The following is a 13,744-nucleotide window of genomic DNA, read 5'->3' on the forward strand; positions in this document are numbered from 1 at the left end:
TTGGCCTAGACTCATCTCCTGAGTCGCGCCCGCGTCCCGCTTCGTTTTTAAGGCCTTATTTGCATGTCTGATCCTCGTTACCAAGTCGACGTCAGCGTCACCACCCGTTTTCTGGCAGAACAGTCGCAACCCGAACATGACCGCTTCGCCTTCGCCTACAGCATTACCGTAAGCAACAACGGTTCGTTGCCGGCCAGGCTGTTGTCGCGGCACTGGGTCATCACCGACGGCGACGGTCACGTCGAAGAAGTGCGTGGTGAAGGCGTGGTCGGCCAGCAACCATTGATCGACGCCGGTAAAAGCCACAGCTACAGCAGCGGGACGGTGATGACCACCAAGGTCGGCACCATGCAGGGCACCTACCAGATGCTGGCCGAGGACGGCACACGCTTCGATGCTGTCATCAAGCCCTTTCGCCTGGCTGTGCCCGGGGCCTTGCACTAATGGCCACCTACGCGGTCGGCGACCTGCAGGGCTGCCTCGACCCGCTCAAGTGTCTATTGGAGCGCGTCGCCTTCGATCCACAAAAAGACACGCTGTGGCTGGTGGGTGACCTGGTCAACCGCGGCCCGCAGTCCCTTGAGACGCTGCGCTTTCTACACAGTATCCGCCAGTCAGTGGTGTGCGTACTCGGCAACCACGACCTGCACCTGCTGGCCACCTGGCAGAACATCGAGCGCCTGAAAAAATCCGATACCTTGAGCGAAATCCTCGCCGCCCCCGATTGCGTTGAATTGCTGGAGTGGCTGCGCCAGCAAAAGCTCATGCACTACGACGAGCAGCGCAACCTGGCGATGGTCCATGCCGGCATCCCGCCCCAGTGGTCCCTGCGCAAGGCGCTCAAGTGCGCCGCCGAGGTGGAACAGGCATTACGCGACGACAATTTGTTCGCACCCTACCTGGATGGCATGTACGGCAACGAGCCGGTCAAGTGGGACAACGACCTCACCGGCAGCGCCCGCCTTCGCGTCATCACCAATTACTTCACGCGGATGCGCTTCTGCACCCGCGACGGCAAGCTCGACCTCAAGGGCAAGGAAGGCATCGAGACCGCACCACCCGGCTATGCCCCGTGGTTCAAGCACAGCGAGCGCAAGACCCGTCACCTGAAGATCATTTTCGGACACTGGGCGGCGCTGGAAGGCCAGTGCGACGAACCCGGCGTCTTCGCCCTCGATACCGGCTGCGTGTGGGGCAGCGCCCTGACGCTGATGAACATCGACACCGGCGAGCAACTGCGCTGCGATTGCGACGAACAGGGCCACGCCAAAACCCACCCCCCAGCCACAGCACCATCGCCGGCCGGCACCGCCGTTTGACCGGCGTTGCGCCCACGCTACAGGAGTCCCCCATGACCGAATTCAAACGCATCCCCCCGGAACAGGCCCAGGCCCTGCGCGAGCAAGGCGCGGTCGTCGTCGATGTCCGCGACCCGGCCACTTTTGCCGCTTTGCATATCCGTGGCTCCAAACATCTGGATAACCATTCCATTGCCGATTTCATCCGTGCCGCCGACCTCGATGCGCCCACGGTCGTGGTCTGCTATCACGGCAATTCCAGCCAGAACGCAGCCGCTTATCTGATCAGCCAGGGCTTCAGCGACGTCTACAGCCTCGACGGCGGATTCGAGCTATGGCGTGCGACTTATCCTGCAGAAACAGCGCAAGGCACCCACGAATAATTTTTTATCCCGGCCAAGCCCGCGTGAACCGTGGGCTTGAGCGATGGCAGACGAACGGTCTGCCACAACTAATTACGTATTCCACCTTTACCTCCCCGATTCCGAACTATCCTTAGCCTCAGGCCATCCAAAACAGGGGAGAGCCGGTACACCGGCGCGCGGGTCATCGGGAGTCAGCTTTCAGGAGCCTGCATTCTTGAAAGCATTCTGGGGGGTAAACGGCAACTGGGTCCCCAGGGGCTGTCCAGCATCGACTGATTGATCCGACACCGGCTCCACGTATCGAGCGAGGTGACGTCATGAGCATTTTTAGCCACTTCCAGCAACGTTTCGAGTCCACGCGGCAAGAGGAATACTCGCTGCAGGAATACCTCGAACTCTGCAAGCAGGACCGCAGTGCCTATGTGTCGGCTGCGGAGCGTCTGTTGCTGGCCATCGGAGAACCGGAGCTGCTGGATACCTCGACCAACTCGAGGCTCTCGCGCATCTTTTCCAACAAGGTGATTCGCCGCTATCCGGCCTTTGCGGACTTCCACGGGATGGAAGAATGCATCGAACAGATCGTGTCCTATTTCCGCCACGCCGCCCAAGGCCTGGAAGAGAAGAAGCAGATCCTTTATCTGCTCGGCCCCGTAGGTGGCGGTAAATCGTCCCTGGCCGAAAAACTCAAGCAACTGATCGAAAAAGTGCCCTTCTATGCCATCAAGGGCTCGCCGGTGTTCGAATCGCCCCTGGGGCTGTTCAACGCCACCGAGGACGGCGCGATCCTCGAAGAAGACTTCGGCATTCCACGCCGCTACCTCAATACCATCATGTCGCCATGGGCGACCAAGCGCCTGGCCGAGTTCGGCGGTGACATCAGCCAGTTCCGGGTGGTCAAGCTCTACCCCTCGATCCTCAATCAGATCGCGGTCGCCAAGACCGAGCCAGGCGACGAAAACAACCAGGACATCTCGGCCCTGGTGGGTAAGGTCGATATCCGCAAACTGGAAGAATTCCCACAGAACGACGCCGACGCCTACAGCTATTCGGGTGCGCTGTGCCGGGCCAACCAGGGCCTGATGGAATTCGTCGAAATGTTCAAGGCACCCATCAAGGTCCTGCACCCGCTGCTGACCGCCACCCAGGAAGGCAACTACAACAGTACCGAGGGTCTGGGGGCCATTCCGTTTACCGGCATCCTGCTGGCTCACTCCAACGAATCGGAATGGCATACCTTCCGCAACAACAAGAACAACGAAGCCTTCATCGACCGGATCTATATCGTCAAGGTGCCGTACTGCCTGCGAGTGAGCGATGAGGTGAAGATCTACGACAAGCTGTTGTTCAACAGTTCGCTGTCCAAGGCTCATTGCGCCCCCGACACCCTGAAAATGCTGGCCCAGTTCACGGTGCTGTCGCGCCTCAAGGAACCGGAAAACTCCAACATCTATTCGAAGATGCGCGTGTACGACGGTGAAAACCTCAAGGACACCGATCCCAAGGCCAAGTCGATCCAGGAGTACCGCGACAACGCGGGTGTGGACGAAGGGATGAACGGGCTGTCCACGCGCTTCGCGTTCAAGATCCTGTCCAAGGTCTTCAACTTCGACCCCCACGAGATCGCGGCCAACCCGGTTCACCTGCTGTATGTGCTGGAACAGCAGATCGAGCAGGAGCAATTCCAGGCCGAAACCCGCGAACGCTACCTGCGCTTCTTGAAGGAATACCTGGCACCGCGCTACATCGAGTTCATTGGCAAGGAGATCCAGACGGCGTACCTGGAGTCCTACAGCGAATATGGCCAGAACATCTTCGACCGCTATGTGCTGTATGCAGACTTCTGGATCCAGGACCAGGAATACCGCGACCCGGAAACCGGCGAGATACTCAACCGCGTGGCCCTCAACGAGGAACTGGAAAAAATCGAGAAACCAGCCGGCATCAGCAATCCGAAGGACTTCCGCAACGAAATCGTCAACTTCGTGCTGCGCGCCCGGGCCAACAACAACGGCAAGAACCCAACCTGGCTCAGCTATGAAAAGCTGCGGGTGGTCATCGAGAAGAAAATGTTCTCCAACACCGAAGACCTGCTGCCCGTTATCAGCTTCAACGCCAAGGCCAGCAAGGAGGACCAGCAAAAACACAACGACTTCGTCACACGCATGGTCGAACGTGGCTACACCGACAAACAGGTACGACTGCTTTCCGAGTGGTACCTGCGGGTCCGGAAATCGCAGTAGTACAGCGACAAGCTACAAGCTATAAGCTATAAGCTGCAAGAGAACAGCGCGTGAGCCCTGGGCACGGGCGCCTGCTTTTACTTGCAGCTTGTAGCTCACGACTTGAAGCTCCCCCGGAGGGGCCTATGAGCTATGTGATCGACCGACGCCTTAATGGCAAGAACAAAAGCACGGTGAACCGCCAGCGGTTTCTGCGGCGTTACCGTGACCACATCAAGAAGGCCGTTGAAGAGGCGGTCAGCCGACGCTCCATTACCGACATGGAACACGGCGAACAGATCAGCATCCCCGGCCGCGACATCGACGAGCCGGTGCTGCACCATGGACGCGGCGGCAAGCAGACCGTCGTGCACCCTGGCAACAAGGAGTTCACCAGTGGCGAGCATATCCCCCGTCCCCAAGGCGGAGGTGGCGGCAAAGGCCCTGGCAAGGCCGGCAACTCCGGCGAAGGCATGGATGAGTTCGTCTTCCAGATCACCCAGGAGGAATTCCTGGAGTTCATGTTCGAGGACCTGGAGCTGCCGAACCTGGTCAAGCGCAATCTGACCGGCACCGACACCTTCAAGACCGTGCGTGCCGGTATCAGCAATGAAGGCAACCCATCACGCATCAACATCATCCGCACCCTTCGCTCCGCCCACGCCCGGCGCATCGCGCTGTCGGGCAGCAGCCGGGCAAAACTGCGCGAAGCCAAGGAAGAACTGGCTCGCCTCAAACGCGAAGAACCCGACAATTTCGGCGATATTCAGGACCTCGAAGCGGAAATCGAGAAGCTTAGCGCCCGCATCCATCGCGTCCCGTTCCTCGACACCTTCGACCTCAAGTACAACCTGCTGGTGAAACAGCCAAACCCCAGTTCCAAGGCGGTGATGTTCTGCCTGATGGACGTATCCGGCTCCATGACCCAAGCGACCAAGGACATCGCCAAGCGCTTCTTCATCCTGTTGTACCTGTTCCTGAAACGGAATTACGACAAGATCGACGTGGTGTTCATCCGCCACCACACCAGCGCCCGGGAAGTGGATGAAGAGGAGTTTTTCTACTCCAGGGAAACCGGCGGCACCATTGTGTCCAGCGCCCTGAAGCTGATGCAAGAGATCATGGCCGAACGCTACCCAGCCAACGAATGGAACATCTATGCGGCCCAGGCGTCGGACGGTGACAACTGGAACGACGATTCGCCGATCTGCCGTGACATCCTGATCAACCAGATCATGCCGTTCGTCCAGTACTACACCTATGTGGAAATTACCCCACGGGAACACCAGGCCTTGTGGTACGAATACGAACGGATTGCCGAAGCATTTTCCGACACGTTTGCCCAACAGCAACTGGTCTCGGCCGGGGATATCTACCCGGTCTTCCGTGAACTCTTCCAGCGCAGGTTAGTGACATGACCGCCAAAAAAGAGCAGAAGCGCCAGCCCATTTCCACCGGCTCCGAATGGACGTTCGAGCTGATCAAGGCCTACGACCGCGAAATCAGCCGTATCGCGGACCGTTATGCCCTGGACACCTACCCGAACCAGATCGAGGTGATCACCGCCGAGCAAATGATGGACGCCTACGCGTCGGTCGGCATGCCTCTTGGCTATCACCACTGGTCCTACGGCAAGCATTTCCTCAGTACCGAGAAATCCTACAGCCGCGGCCAGATGGGGCTGGCCTATGAGATCGTGATCAATTCCGACCCATGCATCGCCTACTTGATGGAAGAAAACACCATCTGCATGCAGGCTTTGGTGGTGGCGCATGCCTGCTACGGGCACAACAGCTTCTTCAAGGGCAACTACCTGTTCCGCACGTGGACCGATGCCAGTTCGATCATCGATTACCTGGTGTTCGCCAAGCAGTACATCATGCAATGCGAGGAGCGCCATGGGATCGACGCGGTGGAGGACTTGCTGGACTCCTGCCACGCCCTGATGAACTACGGCGTGGATCGCTACAAGCGCCCCTATCCGATTTCCGCCGAAGAGGAACGTCGGCGCCAGAAGGACCGCGAAGAGCACCTGCAAAAACAGATCAACGATCTATGGCGCACCATTCCCAAAGGTGCCGACAAGTACAACGAAAAAGACAATGCCCGTTTCCCGGCCGAGCCCCAGGAGAACATTCTCTATTTCATTGAAAAACATGCGCCGTTGCTGGAGCCGTGGCAGCGGGAAATCGTGCGCATCGTGCGCAAGATTGCCCAGTATTTCTATCCACAGCGCCAGACCCAGGTGATGAACGAAGGCTGGGCCACGTTCTGGCACTACACGCTGATGAACGACCTGTACGACGAAGGCCTGGTCACCGACGGCTTCATGATGGAGTTCCTGACGTCCCATACCAGCGTGGTGTTCCAACCTGGCTTCGACAGCCCGTACTACAGTGGCATCAATCCTTACGCACTGGGTTTCGCCATGTACCGCGACATCCGGCGCATGTGCGAAAACCCGACCGAGGAAGATCGTCGCTGGTTCCCCGAGATCGCCGGCTCGGACTGGTTGTCCGCCATCAAATTCGCCATGAGCAGCTTCAAGGACGAGAGTTTTATCCTGCAGTACCTTTCACCCAAGGTGATCCGCGACCTGAAATTGTTCAGCATCCTTGATGACGATCAGAAAGATGACTTGGTGGTTCCTGCCATTCATGATGAGAGCGGCTACCGCATCATCCGCGAAACCCTGGCGGCGCAGTACAACCTGGGTAACCGCGAACCCAATGTGCAGATCTACAGCATCGATCGCCGCGGAGACCGCTCGCTGACCCTACGCCACCAGGCCCACAACCGTAAACCTCTTGGTGACTCCACCGATGAAGTGCTCAAGCACCTGCATCGGCTCTGGGGCTTCGATATTCATCTGGAAACCCTGCAAGGTGACCAAGTGATGAAAACCCATCACGTCCCTCCAAGAAGCGAACAAGCCGAAGGCGACTATGGCCGCCTGGACCTGGCCGTCATCCATCTTTGATCCCGTTTTCGCCTCCAGAGGTCCGACGCAAAGGTTATCCTGTCGGACCAACGGAGGTTTTTTATGCAGATCTATAAAGTTGGCGGCGCCGTTCGCGATCACCTGCTGGGCATTCCCGTCACCGACGTCGATCGGGTCGTGGTGGGGGCGACTGCCGAGGAAATGCTCGCCAAGGGTTTTCGCCCTGTGGGGGCCGATTTTCCAGTATTCCTCGACCCGAAGACTGGCGAGGAATACGCCCTCGCCCGCACTGAGCGCAAGAGCGGCCGCGGCTATGGCGGCTTCGTGTTCCATGCCAGCCCCGAAGTGACCTTGGAAGAAGACTTGGTTCGCCGGGACTTGACCATCAACGCCATGGCTGAAGACGACCATGGCAACCTGACCGATCCGTACCACGGCCAGCGCGATCTTGAAGCCCGCCTCCTGCGCCACGTTTCCCCCGCTTTCGCCGAAGATCCACTCCGAGTCCTGCGTGTTGCCCGATTTGCCGCCCGTTATGCGCCGCTGGGTTTCAAGGTGGCGGACGAAACCCTCGAACTGATGCGCCAGCTCAGTGAGTCCGGCGAATTGGAGGCGTTGACGGCCGAGCGCAGCTGGAAAGAAATTTCCCGCGCCCTCATGGAAAAACAGCCACAGGTATTTATCCAGGTGTTGCGCGACTGCACGGCGCTCAAGATCTTGATGCCCGAGGTCGACGCGCTGTTTGGCGTGCCGCAGCCTGAAGCCCATCACCCGGAAATCGATACCGGCGTCCACACCTTGAGCGTGCTGGAGCAGGCGGCATTGCACCAACAACCGCTAACGGTCCGCTGGGCCTGCCTGCTCCATGACTTGGGTAAAGGCCTGACACCCCAACACGAATGGCCGCGTCACATCGCCCATGAGCACACGGGCCTGAAGCTGATCAAAGCCGTCAGCGAACGCTTCAAGGCACCGCGGGACTGTCAGGAACTGGCGTTACTGGTTGGCCAGTACCACACCCATGGCCACCGTGCGCTTGAACTGAAGGCCTCTACTTTGCTTGAGCTGCTGCAAAGTTTTGATGTGTATCGTCGGCCCCAGCGCTTCGAGGAATTCATCGCGGCATGCGAGATGGATGCACGGGGGCGCAAGGGGCTCGAAGAGCGAAGTTATCCACAGGCTGAATATCTGCGAGGCGCTGCGGCAGCGGCCCGCGCAGTGGCTGTGCAGCCTTTGTTGGAGAAGGGTTTCAAGGGACCGGAGCTGGGAGAGGCGATCAAGCGTGAGCGTCTCAGGGTGTTGAAGGTCTACAAGGAAGCGGCGAGCTGACGGGAGTTTGGACCAACTGATATTTCTGCTGAATATACAACCGCCATCGCGAGCAGGCTCGCTCCCACATTAGGATTTCAGCGGGCACATATCTTGTGCCTGACCGAGATCCACTGTGGGAGCGAGCCTGCTCGCGATAGCGGCAGCCGTCTCACAACAGATTCGACGGCGTAAGCGGCTGGCCTCGCCATTCGAAAGCCACCGGTGCCAGCACCTGGTCGATCTGGGCTTCTTCCCACAGCGTGGCGAAGCTCTTGCCCACGCCCGGATGAATTCGATCCGGCGCCATCAATGACAAAGGCCACAGGACGAAGGCGTTCTTGAGAATTTCCGCGCGCGGCAGGATCAGCCCATCGAAATTGCCGACCTGTTCGCCATACAACAACACGTCGATATCCAGTGGCAATCCCTTGCGGTCCGGCGCATAGCGACCGTTATCCGCCTCGATGAACTTGAGGCGACGGTCCAATTCCATCAGCGGCAGATCCGTGAAGGCCGAGACGACAAAATTGAAGAACGGCCCGCTCTTGATCCCCACCGGCTGGCTCTCGAACACGGCTGAACAGCGCATGTCCACGAGGAATCCAGCCAAGGCCTCAAGACCGGCGCACAAATGGGTTTCGCGCTCGATATTGCTGCCGAGCCCGAGAAAAACCTGAGTCAGCGACATCCGCGCTCGATCTCCACGCCAACGCCGCTGGCCGCCGATACGGCGCCAGGCTTGGTCACTTTCAGACGCAGCCAGGTGATCTTGAACTCATCCATCAGTTCCTGGGCCAGCCGCTCGGCGAAGGTCTCGACCAATTGGAACTGCGCCTGCTCGGCAAATACCTGGATGCGCGACGACACGCTGGCGTAGTCGAGCGCCAGGGTCAGGTCGTCGCCTGCGGCGGCCGGGCGGTTGTCCCAGGCGAAGCTCAGGTCAAGCCGCAGGCACTGTCGGATGCCTCGCTCCCAGTCGTAGGCACCGATTACCGTGTCGACTTCCAGACCCTCGATAAACACTCTGTCCAAGCACTCTTCTCCGCAGCACGACAAGGGCGCGATGCCCCGTTAGAATCAGGGCGTCCTCGCCCGGAATAGTTAGCATGTTTTGGTTACTGGCGATTCTCGCCTACCTGCTCGGCTCGCTGTCCTTCGCCATTTTGCTCAGCCGCCTGACCGGTCGCCCGGATCCGCGAATGAGTGGCTCGGGCAATGCCGGCGCCACCAACATGCTGCGCCTGGCCGGACGCAAACTCGCCATCCTGACCCTGCTGGGCGACCTCTGCAAAGGCCTTGTCCCGGTATTGATCGCCAGCCTTGCAGGGCTTTCGTTGCAGCAACAGGCCTGGATCGGCGTCTGCGCCGTCATCGGCCATCTATTCCCGCTGTACTTTCGCTTTCGTGGCGGCAAGGGTGTCGCCACCGCCGCCGGCATGCTGCTGGGCCTGTACCCGCCCGCCGCCCTGCTGGCTGTCTGTGCCTGGCTGCTGACGTTCTACCTGACCCGCACCAGCTCCCTGGCCGCGCTGATCGCCACACCGCTGACCCTGCCGTTACTGGCCTGGCAGGAACCGGCGGCCTTGCTGCCAATGACCGCGCTGGTTGCCCTGATCGTCTGGCGTCACCGCGGCAATCTACGCGACCTGTTCGCCGGGCGCGAACGGCATTTTTAAATAACGTTTCACAAGGGTGCCAACTGCTCCATGGGCCAGCGCGCCTGCACGCTGATCGCCAGGCTTTCCTGCTGGCCGGCCTGCAAACGCTGGCAGCCGGCAAAGGCAATCATCGCACCGTTATCTGTGCAGAACTCCGGCCGGGCGTAGTAAACGTCGCCCTTCATGTCGCCGAGCATTTTCTCCAACGATGTCCGCAAGGCCTTGTTCGCACTCACGCCGCCGGCGATGACTAACCGCTTGAGTCCGGCCTGTTTCAGGGCACGCTTGCACTTGATGGTCAAAGTCTCCACCACAGCCTGCTGGAACGCCAGTGAGATGTCGCAACGGGCTTGTTCACTGTCGTCCCCGGCGCTGACGCACTGCTGCCAGGTGTTCAGGGCGAAGGTCTTCAGCCCACTGAAACTGAAATCCAGGCCGGGACGGTCGCACATCGGCCGCGGGAACACGAAACGCCCCTCGACCCCTTGCGTCGCCAGCCGGGAAATTTCCGGCCCGCCTGGATAATTGAGTCCCATCATTTTTGCGGTTTTGTCGAACGCTTCGCCGGCGGCATCGTCGAGGGTTTCGCCGAGCAGCTCGTATTGGCCGATTCCATCGACCCGGATGAGCTGCGTATGGCCACCCGAAACCAACAAAGCGACGAACGGGAATTCTGGTGGTTGCGACTCCAGCATCGGCGCCAGCAAATGGCCTTCCATGTGATGCACGCCCAAGGCTGGAATGCCCCAGGCAAAGGCCAGCGCCTGGGCACAGGAAGCGCCCACCAGCAACGCGCCCACCAGGCCCGGGCCGGCGGTGTAGGCGATGCCGTCGATCTCGGTCGGCACGCAGCCGGCCTCGGCCAGCACCTGGCGGATCAAGGGCAGCATGCGCTTGACGTGATCGCGAGAGGCAAGCTCGGGCACCACCCCGCCATAGGCACGATGCAGGTCGATCTGGCTGAACAGCGCATCGGCCAGCAGGCCGCGCTCACTGTCGTAGAGTGCGACACCGGTTTCGTCGCAGGAGGTTTCTAATCCCAGTACTAGCATGGGTTTGCGCCTTGTAGAGGCTGAATTCGAAGGCGCGCATAATAGTCGCCGCTTTGTGCCCCGACCAGCGGTTTTCGATCAGAGGCTTTGCATTCCGAGCGTTGAGGGGTTAACATCCGCAACCCTTAAAAACCGACGTCTTCAAGTGCTCTTTTGCCGCGAGGATGTTGACCCCGGTAATGAATGAAGGTAGCTCTGGATGCCAGCCGTCAAAGTAAAAGAGAACGAACCCTTCGACGTAGCTCTGCGTCGTTTCAAGCGCTCCTGCGAAAAAGCCGGTGTTCTGGCTGAAGTTCGTAGCCGCGAATTCTACGAGAAGCCGACTTCTGAGCGTAAGCGCAAGGCAGCAGCCGCTGTTAAGCGTCACGCCAAGAAAGTTCAGCGCGAACAGCGCCGCGCCGTACGTCTGTACTAATACACAGACGTCCGTAGCAAGCTTCTGCCAAGCCCGGCCTTCAAGCCGGGCTTATGGCATTTGCGGAATAACGCTTGATGCTTCACCGTCGAAGCCGCAGACGCGACCAAGACAACCGCTTCACTGCGTCAGACCTGGCTCTTTTGCCAGCGGTGCACGTCTTTCCTGACGAGCCTTCCAAGGCTACCGACGAGCACACCCTGATTCCTCTAACGACGATCAGCCCAAGGCACCTACCTGCGTGCCCGCTTCATGAGCTATCCGAGGCCCGACCGGCCGTTACCGGACTCAGCGCAACACATTCAAACAGTCGAATACTGATAGTTATTAACGTCAGTGGATTATCGGCAGATACACTTCCCGACAGCGATGATGCAGACGACCCGGTCGAGCCACCGATTCAGCGTGCCTCAAACCCAGACCCGGTTACGCCTGCCGATTTCGGGCCCCTATTTCGCGCAGTGATGATGAGAACGCCATGGCCGGGCTGATTCCCCAGAGCTTTATTGACGACCTCCTGAACCGCACCGACATCGTCGACGTGGTCAGCTCTCGCCTGCAAATGAAGAAAGCAGGCAAGAACTACACCGCCTGCTGCCCGTTTCACAAAGAGAAAACCCCCTCCTTCAGCGTCAGCCCCGACAAGCAGTTCTACTATTGCTTCGGTTGCGGCGCTGGCGGCAACGCCCTCGGCTTCATCATGGACCACGACAACCTGGACTTTCCCCAGGCCGTCGAAGAACTGGCCAAAGCCGCGGGCATGGAAATTCCCCGGGAGGAAAGCGGTCGACAACACAAGCCGCGCCAACCGACCGATTCGCCGCTCTACCCGCTACTGACGGCTGCAGCCGATTTCTATCGCCAGGCCCTCAAAAGCCATCCGGCGCGCAAGGCCGCGGTGGATTATCTCAAGGGCCGCGGCCTGACTGGCGAAATCGCCCGAGACTTCGGCCTCGGCTTCGCCCCGCCCGGCTGGGACAACCTGTACAAGCACTTAAGCAGCGACACACTGCAGCAGCGCGCCATGATCGACGCCGGCCTGCTGATCGAAAACGCCGAAACCGGCAAGCGCTACGACCGCTTCCGCGACCGGGTCATGTTTCCGATCCGCGACACACGCGGGCGGATCATCGCCTTTGGTGGCCGGGTACTGGGCGACGACAAGCCGAAATACCTGAACTCTCCGGAAACCCCGGTATTCCATAAGGGCCAGGAACTCTACGGCCTGTACGAAGCGCGCAAGAACAACCGCAACCTCGACGAAATCATCGTCGTCGAAGGCTACATGGACGTGATTGCCCTGGCCCAGCAAGGCCTGCGCAATGCCGTCGCGACCCTGGGCACAGCCACCAGCGAAGAGCACATGAAGCGCCTGTTTCGCGTGGTGCCCAACGTGCTGTTCTGCTTCGACGGCGACCAGGCCGGCCGCAACGCTGCCTGGCGCGCACTGGAAGCCACCTTGCCGTGCCTGCAGGATGGGCGCCGGGCACGCTTCCTGTTCCTGCCCGAGGGCGAGGATCCGGATACCCTGGTGCGCTCCGAAGGCACCGACGCGTTCCGTGCGCGGATCAACCAGCACGCACAACCGTTGGCCGACTATTTTTTCCAGCAGTTGACCGAAGAAGCCGATCCACGCTCCCTCGAAGGCAAGGCCCACATGGCCACCCTCGCGGCGCCACTGATCGACAAGGTGCCCGGCGCCAACCTGCGCACCCTCATGCGCCAGCGCCTGACCGAAATCACCGGGCTGAACAGCGAAGCAGTCAACCAACTGGTGCACAGCGCCCCCCACGAGGCGCCGCCGGCGTATGACCCGGGCATCGATTACGACGCGATGCCCGACTTCGCCGACTATCATCAACCCCAGCAGGATTACGCGCCGCAACAGGAATGGACGCCAAAAAAACCCGGCAGTGGTGGCAAGAAATGGGACAAAAAACCCTGGGACAAGAACGGCAAGCGCGGCGATCGCGACCAACCACGTGCCCCGCGCGTGCCGGCCGCCGTCGAACCACCAACACTGGCCGCCCTGCGCACCTTGCTGCATCACCCGCAACTGGCGGAGAAAGTCGAGGACGCAGGGCACTTCGCCGCCGAGGACCACAGCAATACACAATTGCTGGTGGCACTCCTTGAAGCCGTGCAGAAGAACCCCAAGCTAAACTCGTTCCAGTTGATCGCACGATGGCACGGTACCGAGCAGGGACGCCTCCTGAAGGCACTGGCCGAGAAGGAATGGCTGATTGAGGGAGACAACCTTGAACAACAGTTTTTCGACACCATTACTAGCTTGTCCGCCCGCCAACGCGAGCGAAACCTGGAACAACTTCTGCGAAAAGCTCGCCAGAGCGAGTTGACCAGCGAAGAGAAAAACCAATTGCGCGACTTACTCAGCCGCAATGTTTGCGCATCAAACCCGACCTCAACTGGCGCGTGAGGTCACAGCTCAGGTATAATCCTCGGCTTGTTTTTTGCCCGCCAAGAC

At 59.7% G+C, this 13,744-nt stretch carries 13 protein-coding genes; 10 read left to right on the plus strand and 3 right to left on the minus strand.

Annotation, left to right across the window (positions count from 1 at the left end; translation table 11 throughout):
* The first annotated feature begins 63 nt into the window (after positions 1–63).
* From apaG to HU767_RS11925, 7 genes are all read left to right on the plus strand, one after another.
* Positions 64–444 (plus strand): Co2+/Mg2+ efflux protein ApaG, encoded by a 381-nt coding sequence (apaG, locus tag HU767_RS11895; protein WP_186706965.1) that lies wholly within the window; start codon positions 64–66, stop codon positions 442–444.
* Complete coding sequence (locus HU767_RS11900; RefSeq protein ID WP_186706964.1) at positions 444–1,319, plus strand: symmetrical bis(5'-nucleosyl)-tetraphosphatase; 876 nt, start codon at positions 444–446, stop codon at positions 1,317–1,319. Before apaG ends, HU767_RS11900 begins: the two co-directional genes overlap by 1 nt.
* Positions 1,320–1,351: 32 nt before the next feature.
* Entirely contained in the window at positions 1,352–1,681 is a 330-nt protein-coding gene (glpE, locus tag HU767_RS11905; RefSeq protein ID WP_186729597.1) for a thiosulfate sulfurtransferase GlpE, read from the plus strand.
* A 299-nt stretch (positions 1,682–1,980) separates the two neighbouring features.
* The gene (locus tag HU767_RS11910) at positions 1,981–3,903 is read left to right on the plus strand and encodes a PrkA family serine protein kinase (protein ID WP_003177689.1); all 1,923 of its coding nucleotides are present in this window, start codon (positions 1,981–1,983) and stop codon (positions 3,901–3,903) included.
* Positions 3,904–4,028: 125 nt separating this feature from the next.
* Complete coding sequence (locus tag HU767_RS11915) at positions 4,029–5,300, plus strand: YeaH/YhbH family protein (protein WP_003206179.1); 1,272 nt, start codon at positions 4,029–4,031, stop codon at positions 5,298–5,300.
* Positions 5,297–6,862, plus strand: a complete 1,566-nt coding sequence (locus HU767_RS11920) for a SpoVR family protein (protein ID WP_186706962.1) — start codon at positions 5,297–5,299, stop codon at positions 6,860–6,862. The genes HU767_RS11915 and HU767_RS11920 overlap by 4 nt, the downstream gene beginning before the upstream one ends.
* A 63-nt stretch (positions 6,863–6,925) precedes the next feature.
* Positions 6,926–8,152 carry a multifunctional CCA addition/repair protein gene (locus tag HU767_RS11925; RefSeq protein WP_186729598.1) on the plus strand — a complete coding sequence of 409 codons (1,227 nt, stop codon included), beginning with the start codon at positions 6,926–6,928 and terminating at the stop codon, positions 8,150–8,152.
* Between the two features lie 151 nt (positions 8,153–8,303).
* On the opposite strand, the gene folK is transcribed toward HU767_RS11925, so the two are convergent.
* Together folK and folB are read right to left on the minus strand one after the other, a co-directional pair.
* The gene (gene folK, locus HU767_RS11930) at positions 8,304–8,822 is read right to left on the minus strand and encodes a 2-amino-4-hydroxy-6-hydroxymethyldihydropteridine diphosphokinase (protein WP_186729599.1); all 519 of its coding nucleotides are present in this window, start codon (positions 8,820–8,822) and stop codon (positions 8,304–8,306) included.
* On the minus strand, positions 8,813–9,166 hold the full coding sequence (gene folB, locus HU767_RS11935; protein WP_186729600.1) for a dihydroneopterin aldolase: 354 nt from the start codon (positions 9,164–9,166) through the stop codon (positions 8,813–8,815). Before folB ends, folK begins: the two co-directional genes overlap by 10 nt.
* A 74-nt stretch (positions 9,167–9,240) precedes the next feature.
* Between folB and plsY the strand changes: the two genes are divergently transcribed.
* The gene (gene plsY / locus HU767_RS11940; RefSeq protein ID WP_003206189.1) at positions 9,241–9,810 is read left to right on the plus strand and encodes a glycerol-3-phosphate 1-O-acyltransferase PlsY; all 570 of its coding nucleotides are present in this window, start codon (positions 9,241–9,243) and stop codon (positions 9,808–9,810) included.
* An 8-nt stretch (positions 9,811–9,818) separates the two neighbouring features.
* Here plsY and tsaD read toward each other — a convergent pair whose 3' ends face one another.
* The gene (gene tsaD, locus HU767_RS11945; RefSeq protein WP_186706959.1) at positions 9,819–10,844 is read right to left on the minus strand and encodes a tRNA (adenosine(37)-N6)-threonylcarbamoyltransferase complex transferase subunit TsaD; all 1,026 of its coding nucleotides are present in this window, start codon (positions 10,842–10,844) and stop codon (positions 9,819–9,821) included.
* Positions 10,845–11,043: 199 nt separating this feature from the next.
* On the opposite strand from tsaD, the gene rpsU reads away from it, so the two are divergent.
* On the plus strand, positions 11,044–11,259 hold the full coding sequence (rpsU, locus tag HU767_RS11950) for a 30S ribosomal protein S21 (RefSeq protein WP_002551877.1): 216 nt from the start codon (positions 11,044–11,046) through the stop codon (positions 11,257–11,259).
* Between the two features lie 478 nt (positions 11,260–11,737).
* Entirely contained in the window at positions 11,738–13,696 is a 1,959-nt protein-coding gene (dnaG, locus tag HU767_RS11955; RefSeq protein WP_186729601.1) for a DNA primase, read from the plus strand.
* Positions 13,697–13,744 lie beyond the last annotated feature (48 nt).

The organism is Pseudomonas sp. SWRI179, from assembly GCF_014268705.1.
Classification (GTDB): Bacteria; Pseudomonadota; Gammaproteobacteria; order Pseudomonadales; family Pseudomonadaceae; genus Aquipseudomonas; species Aquipseudomonas zanjanensis.

Coding starts and splice junctions, on each gene's coding strand:
- apaG (WP_186706965.1), top strand. CDS start 64: ATGTCTGATCCTCGTTACCAAGTCGACGTCAGCGTCACCACCCGTTTT.
- HU767_RS11900 (WP_186706964.1), top strand. CDS start 444: ATGGCCACCTACGCGGTCGGCGACCTGCAGGGCTGCCTCGACCCGCTC.
- glpE (WP_186729597.1), top strand. CDS start 1,352: ATGACCGAATTCAAACGCATCCCCCCGGAACAGGCCCAGGCCCTGCGC.
- HU767_RS11910 (WP_003177689.1), top strand. CDS start 1,981: ATGAGCATTTTTAGCCACTTCCAGCAACGTTTCGAGTCCACGCGGCAA.
- HU767_RS11915 (WP_003206179.1), top strand. CDS start 4,029: ATGAGCTATGTGATCGACCGACGCCTTAATGGCAAGAACAAAAGCACG.
- HU767_RS11920 (WP_186706962.1), top strand. CDS start 5,297: ATGACCGCCAAAAAAGAGCAGAAGCGCCAGCCCATTTCCACCGGCTCC.
- HU767_RS11925 (WP_186729598.1), top strand. CDS start 6,926: ATGCAGATCTATAAAGTTGGCGGCGCCGTTCGCGATCACCTGCTGGGC.
- folK (WP_186729599.1), bottom strand. CDS start 8,822: ATGTCGCTGACTCAGGTTTTTCTCGGGCTCGGCAGCAATATCGAGCGC.
- plsY (WP_003206189.1), top strand. CDS start 9,241: ATGTTTTGGTTACTGGCGATTCTCGCCTACCTGCTCGGCTCGCTGTCC.
- tsaD (WP_186706959.1), bottom strand. CDS start 10,844: ATGCTAGTACTGGGATTAGAAACCTCCTGCGACGAAACCGGTGTCGCA.
- rpsU (WP_002551877.1), top strand. CDS start 11,044: ATGCCAGCCGTCAAAGTAAAAGAGAACGAACCCTTCGACGTAGCTCTG.
- dnaG (WP_186729601.1), top strand. CDS start 11,738: ATGGCCGGGCTGATTCCCCAGAGCTTTATTGACGACCTCCTGAACCGC.